Origin of the sequence: Streptomyces sp. NPDC101393, from assembly GCF_044767385.1 — a bacterium.
Classification (GTDB): domain Bacteria; phylum Actinomycetota; class Actinomycetes; order Streptomycetales; family Streptomycetaceae; genus Streptomyces.
In genome coordinates this window covers 42371-60144 of sequence record NZ_JBIWNU010000005.1, presented here as the reverse complement: position 1 = coordinate 60144, position 17774 = coordinate 42371, and the positions used below count along the sequence as shown (strand labels likewise).

The 17774-nt window shown below is 70.0% G+C and carries 17 protein-coding genes; 15 read left to right on the top strand and 2 right to left on the bottom strand.

The window, feature by feature from the left end; translation table 11 throughout:
* The first annotated feature begins 7 nt into the window (after positions 1-7).
* The 14 genes from ACIRQ7_RS17140 (at position 8) to ACIRQ7_RS17075 (ending at position 14942) form a co-directional block, all read left to right on the top strand.
* Positions 8-1012, top strand: coding sequence for an L-tyrosine/L-tryptophan isonitrile synthase family protein (locus tag ACIRQ7_RS17140; RefSeq protein WP_401465002.1), 1005 nt, complete (start codon positions 8-10; stop codon positions 1010-1012).
* 15 nt (positions 1013-1027) lie between these two features.
* Positions 1028-1834, top strand: a complete 807-nt coding sequence (locus ACIRQ7_RS17135) for a TauD/TfdA dioxygenase family protein (RefSeq protein ID WP_401465005.1) — start codon at positions 1028-1030, stop codon at positions 1832-1834.
* A 51-nt stretch (positions 1835-1885) separates the two neighbouring features.
* Positions 1886-3124 carry a styrene monooxygenase/indole monooxygenase family protein gene (locus ACIRQ7_RS17130; RefSeq protein WP_404263231.1) on the top strand — a complete coding sequence of 413 codons (1239 nt, stop codon included), beginning with the start codon at positions 1886-1888 and terminating at the stop codon, positions 3122-3124.
* A complete protein-coding gene (locus ACIRQ7_RS17125) occupies positions 3121-4260 on the top strand; it encodes an LLM class flavin-dependent oxidoreductase (protein WP_404263229.1) in 1140 nt (379 codons plus the stop codon). The genes ACIRQ7_RS17130 and ACIRQ7_RS17125 overlap by 4 nt, the downstream gene beginning before the upstream one ends.
* Complete coding sequence (locus ACIRQ7_RS17120) at positions 4257-5498, top strand: styrene monooxygenase/indole monooxygenase family protein (RefSeq protein WP_404263227.1); 1242 nt, start codon at positions 4257-4259, stop codon at positions 5496-5498. Before ACIRQ7_RS17125 ends, ACIRQ7_RS17120 begins: the two co-directional genes overlap by 4 nt.
* Positions 5499-5557: 59 nt before the next feature.
* On the top strand, positions 5558-6079 hold the full coding sequence (locus ACIRQ7_RS17115; RefSeq protein WP_401465017.1) for a cupin domain-containing protein: 522 nt from the start codon (positions 5558-5560) through the stop codon (positions 6077-6079).
* A 48-nt stretch (positions 6080-6127) separates the two neighbouring features.
* Complete coding sequence (locus ACIRQ7_RS17110) at positions 6128-7321, top strand: MFS transporter (protein WP_404263225.1); 1194 nt, start codon at positions 6128-6130, stop codon at positions 7319-7321.
* Positions 7322-7459: 138 nt separating this feature from the next.
* The gene (locus tag ACIRQ7_RS17105) at positions 7460-8317 is read left to right on the top strand and encodes a sulfurtransferase (RefSeq protein WP_404263223.1); all 858 of its coding nucleotides are present in this window, start codon (positions 7460-7462) and stop codon (positions 8315-8317) included.
* Positions 8318-8409: 92 nt separating this feature from the next.
* The gene (locus ACIRQ7_RS17100; RefSeq protein WP_404263221.1) at positions 8410-9216 is read left to right on the top strand and encodes an SDR family NAD(P)-dependent oxidoreductase; all 807 of its coding nucleotides are present in this window, start codon (positions 8410-8412) and stop codon (positions 9214-9216) included.
* A 95-nt stretch (positions 9217-9311) separates the two neighbouring features.
* Positions 9312-10682, top strand: coding sequence for an aminotransferase class V-fold PLP-dependent enzyme (locus ACIRQ7_RS17095; protein WP_404263220.1), 1371 nt, complete (start codon positions 9312-9314; stop codon positions 10680-10682).
* 43 nt (positions 10683-10725) lie between these two features.
* Positions 10726-11661 carry an LLM class flavin-dependent oxidoreductase gene (locus ACIRQ7_RS17090; protein ID WP_404263218.1) on the top strand — a complete coding sequence of 312 codons (936 nt, stop codon included), beginning with the start codon at positions 10726-10728 and terminating at the stop codon, positions 11659-11661.
* Between the two features lie 164 nt (positions 11662-11825).
* Positions 11826-13463: an FAD-binding oxidoreductase gene (locus ACIRQ7_RS17085; protein ID WP_404263217.1), complete on the top strand. Its 1638-nt coding sequence runs from the start codon at positions 11826-11828 to the stop codon at positions 13461-13463.
* A 47-nt stretch (positions 13464-13510) separates the two neighbouring features.
* Entirely contained in the window at positions 13511-14140 is a 630-nt protein-coding gene (ssuE, locus tag ACIRQ7_RS17080; RefSeq protein WP_404263215.1) for an NADPH-dependent FMN reductase, read from the top strand.
* Positions 14141-14417: 277 nt separating this feature from the next.
* Complete coding sequence (locus tag ACIRQ7_RS17075; protein ID WP_404263213.1) at positions 14418-14942, top strand: VOC family protein; 525 nt, start codon at positions 14418-14420, stop codon at positions 14940-14942.
* A gap of 36 nt (positions 14943-14978) precedes the next feature.
* Here the strand turns inward: ACIRQ7_RS17075 and ACIRQ7_RS17070 are convergent, their stop codons facing one another.
* A complete protein-coding gene (locus ACIRQ7_RS17070) occupies positions 14979-15428 on the bottom strand; it encodes a DoxX family protein (RefSeq protein ID WP_401465044.1) in 450 nt (149 codons plus the stop codon).
* 271 nt (positions 15429-15699) lie between these two features.
* On the opposite strand from ACIRQ7_RS17070, the gene ACIRQ7_RS17065 reads away from it, so the two are divergent.
* Positions 15700-16920, top strand: a complete 1221-nt coding sequence (locus tag ACIRQ7_RS17065; RefSeq protein WP_404263211.1) for an amidohydrolase family protein — start codon at positions 15700-15702, stop codon at positions 16918-16920.
* Positions 16921-16984: 64 nt separating this feature from the next.
* On the opposite strand, the gene ACIRQ7_RS17060 is transcribed toward ACIRQ7_RS17065, so the two are convergent.
* Complete coding sequence (locus ACIRQ7_RS17060; RefSeq protein WP_404263209.1) at positions 16985-17773, bottom strand: glycosyltransferase family 2 protein; 789 nt, start codon at positions 17771-17773, stop codon at positions 16985-16987.
* Position 17774 lies beyond the last annotated feature (1 nt).

Sequence of the window (17774 nt, the reverse complement as noted above, 5' to 3'; positions counted from 1 at the left end):
AACGTTGATGGGCATAATGACGGGGGAATCCACCGCCACGCAGGTATCTCACAGAGTTCTTGAGCTGCTCTACAGGTATCAGCGGGTGGACGAGGCGTTGGCGGCCGACAAGGCCGGTGAGACCGAAGGCGATGACACACCGGGGAGCGCACACTGTCCGGCGTGTTCGGAAGTACATCAGGCACGGATCGAGCGTTTCATCGAACGCGAAGAGCCGCTGCACTTCGTGGTGCCGGCATTTCCCGCGAAGTCGCCGAACCAGAGCAAGGTGCTCGGCGCGCTGCCGGATCTCGGGGAGCAGGTGGCACTGGGCTTCCTGCAGTCGATGTGTGACTACGTCGCCCACTTCTACAGCCCCGGAGCCCGGGTCACGATCTGCTCGGACGGCCATGTGTTCGGCGATGTGGTCGGGGTGAGCGACACCGCGGCGACCGACTACCGGGAATCCCTGATGGGCATGATCAGCGCGTCGCACCTGTCGTCGCTGGACATGGTCGGGCTGGACGACGCCTTCGGCAGCATGGCCTACCCGAAGATGCGGCAGAAGCTGGAGGAGGACTACTCCTCGACTCTTCAGGAGCTGAAGGAGGACGTCCGCAGCAACGAGAGCACCCGCGCCCTGTTCAACGGAATACACCGCTTCATGTTCGAGGACGCGGTGGCCCGGGGCGGCGGCGAGTCCTCCAGGACGAAGCTGCGGAACGACTCGAAGGACACGGCGTATCAGACCATTCTCCGCAGCAATGCGTGGAGCCGGGTGGTCGCCGAGATGTTCCCCGAGGCGATACGTCTCTCGATTCATCCGCAGGCCCCGCATTCGGAGAAGTTCGGGTTGCAGCTCATGCGGACAAGGGACGGCTGGCTGACCCCGTGGCACGGGGTGGTGCTGGATGACGGCGTCAACCGTTCCCTGGTCAAGCGGTGGGAGGCCGAGAAACTGCAGGCCTCCATCGTCTGGCGGGACGGCCGGCCCAGTCACTTCGTCGCTCCGCATCTTGCCGTCAATTCCTAGAAGGGTGTGTCCGAGATGACGAATTCGACGACGACGATCGATTCGATGAACCATGTGCCGCTGCAGCCGTTCGGCCGTATCGTCGAGGCGCCCGGCGGAAGCAAGATCACCGACATTCCGGTGGACGTGCTCGCGCGCTGGACCGAGGAGTCACGGGTTCTGGTGCTGCGCGGTTTCTCCACTCTGGAGAAGCAGGAGTTCGCCGATTACTGTCGACTCTGGGGAGAAGTCCTCAAGTGGGAGCCCGGGGAAGTCATAGACCTGATAGTCGAGGACAATCCGCGGAACTACCTGTTCGCCAGCGGAGATGTGCCGTTCCACTGGGACGGGGCATTCGTCGAGGCCGATCCGCGGTTCTTCTTCTTCCAGTGCCTGGACGCCACGCCGGACTCCGGCGGAGAGACTGTCTTCTCCGACACCACCGCGGTCTACCGGGATGCCGGCACCGAACTCCGCAAGGAGTGGGAGCGCATCAGCGTGACCTACTCGACGGAGAAACTCGCCCACTACGGCGGGCAGGTCACCGAGCGGCTCATCTCCCGGCACCCCAGCACCGGAGTGCCCGTTCTCCGGTTCGCCGAGCCGCTGGACCCGGCCGTCTACAAGAACCCGGTGCACGTCACCGTCGACGGTGTCGAGGAATCCGAGGTCGAGGACTTCCTCACCGCCATGGCCGAGCGGCTGCACCGGCCCGAGTACTGCTACGCGCACGACTGGCAGCCGGGCGACCTGGTGATCGCCGACAACTTCGCGCTGGTGCACGGCCGTAACGCGTTCACCGGTCCGACGACCCGGCATCTGCAGCGGGTCGAAGTGATCTGACCGTCCGTCAATCCCGGGAGGGGCCATTCCCAGCACAGGTGGAGCGAGAAGATGAGCATTGGCATTGTGGGCACCGGGATCTCCGGTCTGCACCTTGCGCTTCGGCTGCAACAGTTCGGGATCGAAGCCACGCTGTACACGGCTCAGGAGCCGGACGGCATCCGTCAGGGGCCGCCGTTGAATTTTGTCACTCGTTTCGACTCCACCAGGGAACGGGAAAAAGCCCTCGGCATCACCGAATGGGCATCCAGCGCCTACGACAACGCATCGATGCAGATGCATATCGAAGGACCTGGCGGCCTGTCGTTCGGCGGAAGGCTGCCGCGACCGGCGAGTTCGGTGGACTTCCGGATGTACCTCGCGTCGCTGCTGGAGGAGTACGGAAAACGTGGCGGAAAAGTGGTGCATCGTGCCGTCGCCGACCGGACCCAGCTCACCGAACTGGGCGCCGGGCACTCCCTCCTGGTCGTAGCGGCCGGCCGGGGCGCGCTGGTGGAAACATTCCCGCGCGTCCCGGCCCGCTCGCCGTACGTCTCGGCGCCGCGGCAGCTCGCGGGGGGCCTGTTCCACGGTGTGCGGCCCTCCGACCCCCCGGGGATGACCATGCACATGGTCCCTGGGGCGGGGGAGATCCACGCACCGGCCTATCACTCCTTCGGCGGCCGGCTGTCCGCCGTCCTGATCGAGGCATTGCCGGACGGCCCGTTCAGCGCGGTGACCGGCGGCGACTACCGGGGGGACAGCGACCGGTTCGCGAAGGACGTCCTCGCGCTGATCACCCGGCACGCGCCGGCACTGCGGGAACGGGTGGACGAGCGGGAGTTCGCCCTCGCCCGGCCCGTGGACATGCTGCAGGGCGCCGTCCTGCCGGTGGTGCGCAGCGGCTGGGCCGAGCTGTCCGACGGCACCTTCGCGCTGGCCATCGGCGATGCCTGGATAGCCAACGATCCCTTGACCGCCCAAGGGGCCAACCTCGGATCGAAGGTGGCCTTTCAGCTCGCGGACGCCCTGCGCGCCAGGGGCGGGGCGTACGGCGAGCAGTTCTGCCGTGTGGTCTCGGAGCGGATGTGGGCGACCGCCCGGCCCGTCGTCGACTGGACGAACATGTTCATCGGTGAACCCCCGCCGCAAATGGGCGCCCTGCTGGCCGCCGCGGCGGCCGACCAGCGCGTGGCGGACGCCTTCATCGCCAACCTCGATCGCCCGGATGACATGTGGCACAGCATCTGCCGCCCGGAGAACACCGACGAGTTCATCGCACAGGCACGGTCAGTGAGGAGCGGGGTATGAGCGTCAAGGTCGGTCTGGTCTGGGACGCGGTGGGTGAGATCGAGGCCGGGCGTGGGCTGCTGGAGGTGGCGCGCGCCGCCGGCCTGGACACCTTCCTGGTCTTCGACCACCTGATGAACGTCTTCCCCCGGCAGGTGTGGGACAGCGACTTCACGTACATGGCGGCAGGCATGCCGACACCTGACCGATGTCTCGACTTCGCCACCGTGCTCGGCAATTTCGCGCCGCAGGCCGGGCCGGTCCGGCTCGCGATCGGGGTCACCGACCCCAACCGCCGGCACCCCGCGGTGCTGGCGCAGACGGCCCTGACGCTCGCCCACCTCACCGAGCAGGCGCCCGTTCTCGGCATCGGCGCGGGCGCGCTGGAAAATCTTCAGCCGTACGGAGTGCCTCACGACCACCAGGTCGGCAGGGTCGAGGAAGCGCTGCAGATGCTGCGGATGTTCTTCGACGGTGAGGGGCCGCACGACTTCCGCGGCAGGTTCTTCACCCTGGACAAGGCCCTGATGGGCATGCAGGCCCCGGAGGGTCGTACCCCGCGCATCTGGCTGGGCGCCAACCGCAACCGGATGCTGAAGCTCGCCGGCCGTTACGCCGACGGCTGGCTGCCGTCGGAGCTCATGGCCCCGGAGGAATACGCCCGACGGCTGGCCGTGGTGCGTGCCTCGGCCGCGGAAGCGGGCCGGGACCCGGGCGGCATCGTGGCCGCCGGTGGGGTTCCCGTCGTGGTGGCGGAGACCGACGCCGCGGCCGAGGAGCTCCTGCGGGCGAAGCCGATCCGTTTCCTCGCGCTGCACGCGGGAGCCGAAGCCTGGCGCAGGCACGGGTGGGACCACCCGTTCGGGGCGGACTACCGGGGGCTGGTGGAGCTGCTGCCGCACCTGCTGACCCGCGACGACGTCGACCGGGCCATGGCGGCGGTCCCCGACGAGGTCGTCGCCGCGCAGGTGATCGCGGGGTCCCGGGAGACGGTGCTGAAGCGGATCAACGAACTCCTCGACGCCGGGATGCAGCACCCCATGCTGATCCCCGCTTCGGCGATGGCCTCGCCCGAGGCCGCCCAGTACACGGTGGAGTCGATCGGCTGGCTCGCCGCCCAGCTGCGTGCGGGCTCCGCCGCCGAGGTGGCGTCATGACGCGCGTGGGCATCATCGGTGCCGGCATCTCCGGTCTGCAACTGGCCCTCAGGCTGCAGCAGATGGGGGTGCACGCGACGGTGTACTCGACGCAGGACATCGACCAGCTGAAGTCCGGGCGGCCGCGGAACTTCCCCGCACGGTTCGGCCGCACCCAGCAGCGTGAGGCGCAACTCGGGGTGTTCGACTGGGAATTCGCCGACGCGCAGGTGCGGCACTGGAGTGTCACCGTGCACAGCGGCGGACCCGACCTCGAATTCGTCGCGGACCTCACACCGCCCTCCAGCGTGGTGGACTTCCGCATCTATCTGCCGCACCTGCTGAACCAGTTCGTCCAGCGCGGCGGGGACCTGGTCATCGGTGACCGTCCGATCGAGGAGACGGCCCGCCACCACGACCTGCTCGTGGTCGCGAACGGCAGCCGCGCGCTGCGGGAGCTGTTCCCGGTGGACGCCGCGCGCTCGCCGTACCGCACTCCGCAGCGCATCCTGTGCAGCGGCCTCTACTCCGGTATCGGCGAAGAGGTGCCGCACTCGCTGGATGTGCACTTCCTGCCCGGTGTCGGCGAGATCTTCCGGATCCCGTTCCTCACGCTGTCGGGGCGCGCGGACGTGCTGGCTTTCGAGGCGGTACCGGGCAGCCCCTTGGAGGCGGTCAGCCATCTCGACGCCGACGCGGATCCGGTGGCGTTCCACCACGATGTGCTGAAGCTGGTGGGCGAGTACGCGCCGACCCTTCGCGAGCGCATCGACAGCAGCGCGTTCTCGCTGATCGCGCCCGGCGAGGTGGCCCAGGGCGGGATCACGCCGGTGGTCCGTCAGGGCTGGGCCGCACTCGACGACGGCACCGGTGTGCTGGCCATCGGTGACGCCTGGATCACCAACGATCCGCTCACCGCGCAGGGCGCCAACCTCGGGTCGCACACCGCGTTCGCGCTGGCCGATCTCCTCTCGACGGCGCAGGGGCCGTTCGACGAGAAGTTCTGCCGCACCGCGTCCGCCCGGCTGTGGGATCACGCACGGCACGTCGTCGAGTGGAGCAACGCGTTTCTCGCCGAGCCGCCGCCGCATGTCGCCGAACTGTTCCTGCACGCGGCCGGCGACAAACGGGTCGCGGACGCCTTCGTCAGCAATTTCAACGACCCGGTCACGATGTGGAAAACGCTGTCCAGCCCGGCGGGAACGGAGTCCTTCCTCGCCGGCTGCCGGCGGACGGCGCCCCTGCCGTCCCGGCAGTGAACGACCGGATCCGAAAGCGGGTGGCCGGCGCCCCGGTCACGATCCTCGAAAGGAGCACGATGTCATTTCCGGATATGGCGCGCGACGAAAAGGGGCGCCTGATCCCCGAGTCCGAGCAGACCGCGGTATGGCTGCTCGGCGGTCTGGCGCAGGTACGGGTGCCCGGGTCGGCGACCAGGGACACCTACACCGTCGTTCAGCACACCGGCAACCGCGGCTACAACACACCGCTGCACGTCCATGACTACGAGGACGAGGTCTTCATCGTCCTGGACGGCACCCTGCGCATGATCTGCGACGGCGAGGAGCAGATAGCGGAGGCCGGCTCGACGATGATCGTCCCGCGAACGATCCCGCACGGATTCGTGACGACGTCGCCGAACGCCCGGTTCCTGACCATCCACTCGACGCCGCAGCCGGACCGCAAGCCGCAGTTCGACCTGTTCCTGGACGCGGAGATCCCGCACGCCAAGGCCCTGACGCTGCCGACCGAGGACGTCGGCGGCCCGGACCTCGACCACATCATCGCCCTCGGCACCACCTACGGGTACGGCTTCGCGGGTCCGCCGCCCATGCCGTAGGCCCGGCCGGCCGATCGACAGACCCTTCCCCCTGACAGAAGAGACACCATGCCGTTGAAACTCATTTCCCTGATGCTGTGCGTGTTCGGCATCACGACCGGTGAGTTCGTCATCGCCGGCATCCTCCCGGATGTCGCCAGCGACCTCGATGTGTCCATCCCCTCCGCCGGGCTCCTGGTCACGGCGTACGCCATCGGGATGATCATCGGCGGCCCGGTGATGACGGCACTCACCGCGCGCTATGCGCGCAAGCCGCTCATCGTGGCCCTGCTCGTGATCGTCGTGGTCGGGAATCTCGCGTCGGCCTTCGCGCCGGTCTACGCCGTCCTGTTCGTGGCCCGGATCATCACCGCGCTGGTGACCGCCACCTTCTTCGCCAACGCGATCGTGATCGCGGCGTCGACGGCCCCGGAGGGCAAGCAGGCCTCCACCGTCTCCAAGCTGGTCTTCGGAATGAACCTGTCGATGATGCTCGGTGCGCCCATCGGGACGGTGATCGGCAACAACTTCGGGTGGCGGGCCACCTTCATCGTCATCGCCGGGGTGTGCCTCCTCGGACTGCTGCTCGTGCTGCAGCTGGTGCCGAGCGTCGAGGCCTCCACGCCCGGCACCTCCGCGGTGGCGGAACTCCGGGTGTTCCGCAGCCGCAACGTGCAGCTCGCCATCGTCATCACCGCCGTCGCCAACATGGGGCTGCTGATGGTGTTCACCTATTTCGCACCGCTGCTCACCGACGTCACCGGCTTCGCCTCGGGTGCCGTCGCCATCCTGCTGCTGGTGTACGGGGTGGGTGCGGCGGTCGGCAACTTCGTCGGCGGCTGGCTGTCCGACCGCGCGCTGATGCCGTCCCAGATCGGGCTGCTCGGCCTGCTCACCCTGGGCCTCCTGCTCACCTGGGCGGTCAGCGGCAACATCGCCGCCACCGCGGTCATGGTCTTCCTGATCGGCGCGCTCGGATTCTCCGTCATTCCGGGCATGCAGACCCGGGTCCTGAACACCGCCAGCTCGGCACCGACCCTGGCCATCGCGGTGAACGCCTCCGCCTACCAGGTGGCCGCGGCGCTGGCGGGCTGGCTCGGCGGCCGGGTCATCGACGGCGGAATGGGCCTGCGGTCCGTCTATCTCGCGGCCGCTGCCGTGACCGTCGTGGGCATCGCCCTGAGCTGTTACGCGTGGTACCGGGACCGCGCGATCGCCGGGAGCACGGCGAAGCAGGAGGCGGCGCAGACGTCGTCGGCATGACGTCCGGCCCGGCGGGGGCGGCGTTCTTCGTCGTTCTCCGTCCCTGCCGGGCCGGCCGGTTCCGCACCCGCACACCGCACCACCCTGCGCACCAGATCTGAGGCTTTGCCGGGACGCTCGTAATCACCAGGGGGAACGATGAGCCGTGAATCCGTCTTGGTCACCGGGGAATGGGCCGAGAACCACCTCGACGCGGACCATGTGGTCTTCGTCGAGACCGGAAATGAGGAAGCCGACTACCGCAAGGGCCATATACCGGGCTGCGTCTGGATCAGCTGGAGCGCCTTCCAGGACGATCTCGAACTGGGCGTCATCGGGCGGGAGAAGTTCGAGCGGCTGCTCCGTTCGAAGGGCATCGGGAACGACGACACCGTCGTCCTCCTCTCGTCGAGCGCCAACCTGCACGGCGCCCTCGCCCATTGGTACTTCACGCTCTACGGCCACCGCTCCGTGAAGCTCCTCGACGGCGGCCGCAAGAAGTGGGAGCTGGACGGCCGCCCGGTCAGCGCGGACGCGGTGGACCGGGCGGCCAGTACCTACCGGGCGGCGGCGCCGGATGCGTCGGTACGGGCGATGCGGGACGAGGTGCTCGCCGGCATCGGCACCGCCCACATCGTCGACGTGCGGACCCCGGAGGAGTTCGCCGGCCGGATCTTCGCGCCCGGTTTCGCCGGCGACGAGTTCGCGCCCGGCGCCAACCCCCACGAGGTGGCGCAGCGAGCGGGCCATGTGCCCGGCGCGGTCAACCTCCCCTGGGAGAAGGCCGTCAACGCCGACGACACCTTCAAGACCGACGAGGAGCTCCGGGCGCTGTACGCCGGGCTGGACACCACACGCCCCGTCGTCACCTACTGCTGGGTCGGCGCGCGTTCGGCGCACTCCTGGTTCGTCCTGCGGGAGCTGCTGGACCACCCGGACGTCAAGAACTACGACGGCTCCTGGGCGGAATACGGGTCCCTGGTCGGCGTGCCGGTCGCACGCGGCACCGGCGGCTGACCGGGCCCCGGCTCATTTACTCACCTGTTCATTCACCCGCGCACATCCCCGAAGGGAGTAGGGCCGGCCATGTCACGACGGCCCGATAATCCATGAACGACAGCAAGAACACACCCTCTGCCGACGGCACGACCGCTCCGGGCCGGCTGCACGGCAAGGTCGCGCTGGTGACCGGGGCGAGCTCCGGCATCGGTGAGGCAGCGGCGAAGGCGCTGGCCTTACAGGGCGCGAGTCTGGTGCTGGCGGCCAGGCGCCAGGACGCGCTTGAACGGGTCGCCGGTGAGATCACCGCCGCGGGGGGCGCCGCGATCGCCGTACCGACCGACGTCACGGTGGACGACCAGCTCGCGGCCGCGGTGCGCGCCGCCGAGGAGCACTACGGCGGGCTCGACATCGCCTTCAACAACGCCGGCGGTCTCGGCACCATGGGGAAGGTCGCCGAGCAGCAGCCGAAGGCCTGGGCCGAGGACATCAACAACGTCCTGACCAGCGTGTTCCTGTCCATGCGGCAGGAGATCCCGGCCATGCAGCGGCGGGGCGGCGGGACGATCGTCAACAACGCCTCGCAGCTCGGCGTGGTGGGATTCGGCGCCGGCATCAGTTCGTACGTGGCCGCCAAGCACGGCATGGTCGGCCTCACCAAGGCCGCGGCCCTCGAATACGCCCGCGAGAACATCCGCGTCAACGCCATCGCGCTGGCGTCCGTGGACACGCCGATGTACCGCTCCTCCGTGGGCGGGAGCCAGGAGATGACGGACATGTTCGTCGGCCTGCACCCGCTCGGCCGGATCGCGAGTGCGCAGGAGGCGGCGTCGGCCGTGGCCTACCTCGCCGGGGACGAGGCGGGCTTCTTCACCGGATCGGTCCTGGTCATGGACGGTGGCTGGACCGCTCAGTGAGCTGAGCGACCCCGAGGCCGCCGGCGAACTCACCGTTCGCGGGCGGCCGTTGTGAGGCAGCGCGTGCACCCTGCCCAGGCGAAGGAGAGACCGGCATGCTGATCGAAACCCACTCCGCGGGCGGACTCGACCGTGTTCCGGATCGTCTCCCGGGCGTCGTCGGCGCCGACCTGACGGTGCCCCTGGTGACCGGCCGGCGGGTGCCGTACGCGAATCTGGACTACGCGGCGAGCACGCCCTGCCTGACCGAGGTGCACCGGGCGGTGGACAGACTGCTCCCCTGGTACAGCAGCGTCCACCGCGGCGCCGGATTCCCCTCCCAGACATCCACCCGGACCTACGAACGGGCCCGGGACGCGGTCCGGCGTTTCGTGGGCGCCGCCCCGGACGCCACGGTGCTGTTCACCCGCAACACCACCGACGCCCTCAACCTCGTCGGGCGCGCGCTGCCCGAGGGCACGACGGTGTTCCGGTTCGCCACCGACCACCATGCCGCGCTGCTGCCCTGGCGCGGGTCCCGGGTGTGCGGGCTGGGGGTGCCGGCCGGCCCGGCGGACGCGGTGCGCCTGCTGGCCAAGGCCCTGGGCGACGCACCGCAGGGGCCGAAGCTGGTGGTGATCAGCGGCGCGTCCAATGTCACCGGGGAGCTGTGGCCGGTTGCCGAACTCGCCGAGGTCGCCGCCGGCCACGGCGCCCGCACCGTGCTCGACGCGGCCCAACTGGCCGCGCACCGGCCCATGGACATCGCCGGGTGGGGCGTGGACTGGGTGGCGCTGTCCGGGCACAAGATGTACGCACCGTTCGGCTCCGGTGCGCTGGTGGGCGCCGCCGACTGGCTGGCCGACGCCGCGCCCTACCTGGCAGGCGGCGGGGCCACCGCCCGGGTGACCGAGGTGGCGGACCAGGCCAGTGTGACCTGGGCCGGGCTGCCGCACCGGCACGAGGCCGGCTCCCCGAACGTGGTGGGCGCCCACGCGATGGCCGTCGCCTGCGACACGCTGACGACGGCCGGCTGGGACGCCATCACCGGACACGAACAGGCCCTGGCGGCCCGGCTGCGCGAGGGGCTGGCCCGGATTCCCGGCATCCGCATCCTGCGCCTGTGGGACGACGAACGCCCCGGACTCGGCGTCGTGTCGTTCAGCGTCGCGCGGATCGGCCACGACACCGCGGACCAGCGGCTGGTCGCGTCGGCGCTGTCCGCGGAGCACGGCATCGGGATACGGGACGGGGCGTTCTGCGCCCACCCGGCCGTCCGCGCCCTGCTGGCCGAGGCCGGCGGGCACGACCCGGACCGCGCCCTGCGGGCCAGCATCGGCCTCGGCAGCACCGCGGAGCACATCGACCGCCTGCTGGCGGCGCTCCAGGATCTGGTGCGGCACGGGCCACGATGGACGTACGGGCATCCGTCGGACGGCTGGGCCCCCGTACCCGACCCACGCACCCTGCCGGAATTCCTGCACTGACACGGCACTCCAGCGATATCCGCACCACAGAAAGGTGGCAGCAATGACGCGTCCGGACACGGCCGGTGGTCAGCCACGACGCAGTACCCCGCACGACGGGCAGCGAGCCGTACCGGCCCGGCAATTCGGCGTCATGGTCTATCCCGACCAGCCGTTTCCCGTGCTCGCCGAACGCCTGAGATGGCTGGAGAGCCTCGGATTCGACCAGATCTACTTCCCCGACCACAGCGCCGACCTCCGGGATCCGCGCGGCACCTGGTTCGACAGTTGGACGGCCCTGGCCATGGCCGCGCTGTGCACCGAGCGCATCCGGATCGGCACCCTCGTCGCCAACCAGATCCTGCGGCCGCCCGCGCAACTGGCGAAGCAGGCGATCGCCCTCGACCATCTGTCCGGTGGACGCTTCGAGTTGGGGATCGGCGCCGGGATCTTCCCCTGGGACCACCACAGCGTCGGTGAGATTCCGTGGGCGCCCAAGGAGCGCGCCGAACGCTTCGCCGACTACGTCGCGATCGTCGACGGCGTGCTGCGCGGCGGGCTGTTCAACCACACCGGCACCCGCCTGTGGGCCAAGGACATCGCCACCGTTCCCGGCTCGCTGCAATCCCCCCGGCTGCCGCTCACCGTCGGCGGCCAGTCCCCGACCCTGGTGCGGGTCGCGGCCGAGCTGGCGGACACCTGGAACACCCACGGCCCGCCCGGCGCGAGCGCCGCGGAGGTACTGGCCATCACGGCCGAACAGAACCGCAGGATCGACCGCCTGGCCGCCGAGGCCGGCCGGGACCCGGCGGGCATCCGCCGGGCGTACACGCTCTTCGGCCCGTGGGACCCCAGGAGGGGCACGCACGGCTACGAGGAGGTCTTCGAGCGCTTCGGCACGGCCGGCGTCACGGACTTCGTCCTCGACTGGCCGGGGGAGGGGCATCTCGAAGAATTCGAGCGGATCGCGCGGGACGTGATTCCGCCACTGCGCGGGTAACCGGCGGCGTGGCCCACGGAACGCGGGCACCACGCCATCCTGACGCCTCGGCCGGCGGTACCGGTCGAATCGCAATTCGGCACGGGGGATCACACAGAGAACTGGCAGCAAATCCTCTTTCAGGGCGCCTGCCCAGGATTTGCGTGAACGAAGGTGTGAAAAGAATGAGCGAAGCGACAACGGGGCAGACCGGCGAGGCGTCCGGGAGCGCGATATCCGGGAGCGCGGTACCCGGCACCGGGGAGCGCCGGCCCGCCGGCGCGGTCTCGGTGCGGGCGGCCGACCAGCAGTACGCCGACCTGGTCAGCGGCCTCAACCAGCGGTACATCGCCACGCCCGAATCGATACGCATCGTCAATTCGACCCAGCAGGTGGTCGAAGTCGTCCAAGAGGCCGTCGACGCAGGAAAACGGCTCGCGGTGCGGTCGAGCGGGCATTGCTACGAGGATTTCGTGCACCACCCGAGTGTGCAGATCATCCTGGACATGTCGGGGATGCATGACATCTCCTACGACCGGCGTCTGAATGCCATCGCGGTCGAATCGGGAGCCACCAACCTCAAGACGTACCAGACCATTTACCCGGAGTGGGGCGTGGTCGTCCCCACCGGATTCTGCTATTCGGTCGCCATGGGCGGACATGTGAGTGGCGGCGCATGGGGGCCGCTGTGCCGGATGCACGGCCTGGTCGTCGACCATCTGTACGCGGTGGAGGTGGTCGTGGTCGACGCCCGTGGCCGGGCCCGCGCGGTGATCGCCACCCGGGACGAGAAGGACCCGCACCGTGACCTGTGGTGGGCGCACACCGGCGGTGGCGGCGGCAACTTCGGCGTCGTCACCCGCTACTGGTTCCGCTCACCCGGCGCGAAGGGCCACGACCCGCGCGAGCTGCTGCCGAAGCCGCCCGCCGAACTCCTGGTCGGCGCGGTGAGCTGGGCATGGAGCGAGCTGAGCCGGGAGGAATTCAGCAAACTGGCGCACAACTACGCCACCTGGCACGTCGACAACGCCGCACCGGACAACCCCCACCGCGCCCTGATCAGCCAACTGGTGCTCAACCACCGCTCCGCCGGCCAGATCGGGATGCTCGTCCTGGTGGACGCGTCCGTCCCGGACGCCGAGCAGATGCTGACCGGCTACCTGAAGCAGATCAACGACGGCATCTCGGTCGAACAGGGCGCGATGAGCACCCACATGGGCGACCTTCCGGCCCTCCCGCAGTTCGCTGCGCCCCGCAGACTGCCCTGGCTGCAGGCCATCCGGATGCTCGGCACCACCAACCCCACGCTCAACGACCCCACCCTGCGGGCCGAGTACAAGTCGTCCTTCATGCGCGCGGACTTCCCCGAGCACCAGCTCACCGCCCTCTATGAGCACCTCACCCGCGACGACATCGACAACCCGAACGTCGGCGTGCAACTGACGTCCTACGGCGGCCGGATCAACGCCGTCGCCCCCGGCGCCACGGCGTCCGCGCACCGCGGGGCGGCCTTCAAAATGCTCTGGCAGGCATTCTGGAACGACCCGGCCGACGACGAGACCTACGTGAACTGGGCCAGGGAGTGCTACGGCGAGGTCTACGCGGACACCGGCGGCGTCCCCGTCCCCAACGAGGTCACCGACGGGTGCTACGTGAACTACCCGGACATCGACCTGTCAGACCCCCGCTTCAACACCTCGTCGGTGCCCTGGCACGACCTCTACTACAAGCAGAACTACGCCCGCCTGCAGCAGGCCAAGCAGAAATGGGACCCGCGGAACGTCTTCCGGCACGGCCAGTCCATCGAACTGCCCGAAGCGTGAGCAGCGCCGCGCCGGGCGCCGTCCGGCCGACCGCACAGGAGTCCCAGATGGCCTCTCTGCTCGCCATATCCGGCAGCCCCTCCGCGGATTCGCGCACCGCGCTGCTGACCGGCCACCTCGTCCAGCAGCTCTCCCTCGCCGGATACCCGACCGGGCACCTGCGGGTACGCGACCTGCCGGCGGCGGACCTGCTGGCCGGGCGGACCGGCAGCCCCGCCCTGCGCCGGGCACTCGACGCGGTCGCCGCTGCGGGCGGGCTCGTGGTGGCGACGCCCGTCTACAAGGGGGCGTACAGCGGCCTGCTGAAGTCCTTCCTCGACCTGCTGCCGCAGCACGGCCTGGCGGGCAAGACGGTGCTGCCGCTGATGACCGGCGGCAGCACCGCGCATGTCCTCGCGATCGACTACGCGCTGAGCCCGGTACTGGCCGCGCTGGGGGCCCGGCACATCGTGCGGGGCGCGTTCGTCCTGGACCAGGCGATCCAGGTCGCCGCGGACGGCACGCCGCACCTTCCGCACGACACCCGGACCCGGCTGGAGCAGGCGGTGGAGGAATTCGTCGTCGCCCTCGGCCCCAAGGAACGGCCCGACTCCTGGCCGCCCGGACCAACGGAGCGGGGCGACGGCGGTCGTCCCCGTGTCCTGAGCCCGGGGGAGGGCGGCGCGGTGGGCGCGTAGCGGGGGCACGCCACCCTCCCGCCCCTCATAGCGGGGGGCGCACCCCCCTCCCGGCCCCTCGCAGGCCCGCGACCTCGGCGTGGAGTGCCACGTCGGCCGCGTGTCCCGCCAACTCCGCGCCGTCGCAGCCCAGTTACGTCACAGTTTGTTGCCGCTCACCCCCCCCGGAACCGACCGTTCGGGCCCCGCGGGCACGTCCTGGGGCCATACTCGACACCCGGCCACGGAACCCCGGCCACCCGACACCTCACCGACAGCCGTATGAAGGGCGAGGCAGATGCATCACACCGCACCCGAGGGCCACACCAGCGTCGCGCCGTGGGTGGTCACCGACGACACCGGTGCGCTGCTCGACTTCATCACCGCCGCCTTCGAGGGCGAGGAGCTCGCCCGGGTGGCGGTCGAGGACGGCACCATCGGCCACGGCGAGATCCGGGTCGGCGACACGGTCGTGCTGGCCTTCGACCGGCGCCCCGACTGGCCGGCGATGCCGTCGCTGCTGCGGATCTACGTCCCCGACGCGGATGCCGCCATGGCCGCGGCCGTGGCGCACGGGGCGCGAGTGATCACCGAGATCGCCGACAGTGCATGGGGTGACCGCGGCGGCCGGGTGCGGGACCCGTTCGGCAACATCTGGTGGGTGATGAGCCGGGGCGAGGCCGTCGCGCCGGACCAGGTCTGGCAGCGGATGGCCGAGCCGAAGTACGCGGAGGCCATGCGCAACGCCCAGCAGACCCTGGACGCCGAGCTCAGCGGCCGCGCGTCGGGGGTGGCGAGCACCCCGCAGCGCCCGGCCCCCTGACCGCCCGCCTCCGGCCGGCCGGCGAAACGACAGGCCCTAGCGGAACCACCCCAGAGCGCCGTCGAGCGACCAGCTCTGCCAGCTCACCGCGGCCACCGCCACCACCGAGATGAGCATCATCATCAAGTTCTGCCCCTGCTCCGCCCAGTCGTGGATCATCAGCACGAGGTAGAGCAGGTTGAGCAGCAGGCCGCCGACCAGGGCCACGGGCGTCAGCAGGCCGAAGATCAGGCCGAGGCCGAGCGCCAACTCGGCGTAGGCGACGACATAGGCCATCAACGCCGGGCGCGGCTTCACCACGACGTCGAATCCGCGGCGGACGACGGGCCACCGGTGCTTCTCGGCGATCCCGACAGCCCATGTCACCCCGCCGCCGGCGAACCAGGTCTTCTTGTCCTTGTGGCGCCAGCTCTCCAGCCACCACAGGCCGAGGCCGATGCGGAGCACGGCGAGCCATTCGCCGCCACTGAGCCAGATCGTCTGCATCGCGCACCCTCCCGCGGAGTCACCGGGAGCCGGCGACCCAATTTCTGACGGATCGTCAGTTCAACCCATCCGGCGCGACGCCGCAAGGGTGCGTGCGGACATGCGTGCGGACATGCCTGCGGACACCCCTGCGGCCCGTCGGTGCGCACGGGGGGCGGCCCCACCCCGCGTCCACGGTGCCGAACGGCTTGCCGCCTCGGGGCGTCCTCGGTACCGTCGATCTGACGGATCGTCAGATCCGCCCCCAGGTTGCATCCGTGGAGAGGCCCCCATGACTGGCGAGACGAACGGCACGGCCGAGATCCCCCGCGTCATCAGCGTGGATGACCATGTGATCGAGCCGGCACACCTCTTCGACACATGGCTACCGGCGAAGTACCGGGACCGCGGCCCCAAGCCGCTGACCGCCGGTATCGGCGAACTGGCCTACGTCGGCGGCAAGTACAAGTTCACGACTGACCCCGAGGGCCAGCAGACGGACTGGTGGCAGTACGAGGGCGACCTCTTCCCGTACAAGCGCATCATCGCGGCCGTCGGCTTCTCGCGGGACGAGATGACCCTGGACGGGATCACCCGCGAGCAGATGCGCCGGGGGTGCTGGGACCCCAAGGCGCGGCTGGCCGACATGGACATCAACCATGTCGAGGCATCGCTCTGCTTCCCGACGTTCCCGCGGTTCTGTGGCCAGACCTTCGCCGAGGCGCGCGACAAGGAGGTCGGGCTGGCGTGCCTGCGCGCGTACAACGACTGGATGGTGGAGGAGTGGTGCGGCGACAGCGGCGGGCGCCTGATCCCGCTCTGCCTGATCCCGCTCTGGGACGTCGACCTGGCCGTACAGGAGATCCGCAGGAACGCGGCCCGCGGGGTGCGGGCCGTGACGTTCAGCGAGATCCCCACCTACCTGGGACTGCCGAGCATCCACTCCGGCTACTGGGACCCGTTCTTCGCCGAGTGCGAGGCCACCGGTACCGCGGTGTGCATGCACATCGGCTCCAGCTCGCAGATGCCGGCCGCGTCCCCCGACGCCCCGCCGGCCGTCCAGGCGTCACTCAGCTTCAACAACGCCATGGCGTCGATGATGGACTTCCTTTTCAGCGGCGTGCTGGTGAAGTTCCCCCGCCTCAAACTCGCTTACGCGGAAGGCCAGATGGGCTGGATCCCGTACGCCCTGGAGCGCGCCGACGACGTCTGGGAGGAGCACCGCGCCTGGGGCGGCGTCCGCGACCTGATCCCCGAGCCGCCGTCCACGTACTACTACCGGCAGATCTTCTGCTGCTTCTTCCGCGACCGGCACGGCATCGACGCCATCGATGTGGTCGGCGTCGACAACGCGACCTTCGAGACCGACTACCCGCACGTCGACTCCACCTGGCCGCACACCAAGAAGGTCGCCGCCGAACACGTCGCCGGCCTCTCCCCGGAAGTGACGTACAAGCTGCTGCGGGGCAACGCGATCCGGATGCTCGACCTGGACTTCGACAAGGCGCGCTGACCGGGCGCGGCCGTGCCGCGGGCGCGAGGCGGCGGCCGTACCGGCGGGTGTCGGTACGGCCGTGTCACGGGCGGGCCCGGCCCCTCCGCGCGGCTTGGGGCCCCTCGAACCGCCAGCCCGCCATCGACGCCAACGCCCGTGCGCGTGCCTCCGCCACCGCGAAGCGTGCCGCCCGCTCCACCCCGTCGGAGTGCGCGGGCGCGCTGGTGACCTGGCCCGGCCACTTGCGGTACAGGAGCCCCGTCTCCGCCGAGAACCAGCCGCGGCTGACCGCGTTCAACGCCAGAAGGAGCCCGGTGTCCTCGGACGCCGGCAGGGCCATCCAGCCGCCGAGCGCCAGCAGCAGATCGCGGCGTACGCACAGCGTCGCCGGGTGCACCTGCGCCAGGTAGTGATGCTCCCGCCAGTGCTGGAGCACCACGCCCCGTTCGAGCGGGCCCTCGGGCGGGTCCGCGAAGCCGGCGGTGGAGCCGTCGGGCAGGTAGTCGAGCGCGCGGCAGGTGGCCCAGCCGATCGTCGGGTCGTCCGTCAGGGCCGCGAGATCCCTGGCGAGAGCCCCGGGCGTGAGCATGTCGTCCGCGTCGAGCACCTTCACGAAGCGGCCCTCGGCCCGCGAGAGCCCGAGGGTGCGTGCCATCGCCGCGCGGCCCTTGCGCCCCTGTCCGAAGCTGATGCGGCGGTCCTCGGGGACATGCCGGGCGACGTCGTCCGTCTCGCCGTCTTCCTGGATGACCCACTGCCAGTCCCAGCCGGCCGGCAACTCCTGTTCCAGCAGCGACGTGTAGGCATCGGAGAGAAACGGGGCGGACGGCGGGTGCACGGCGGTGATGACCGTGATCCGCTGCGCCGTCATC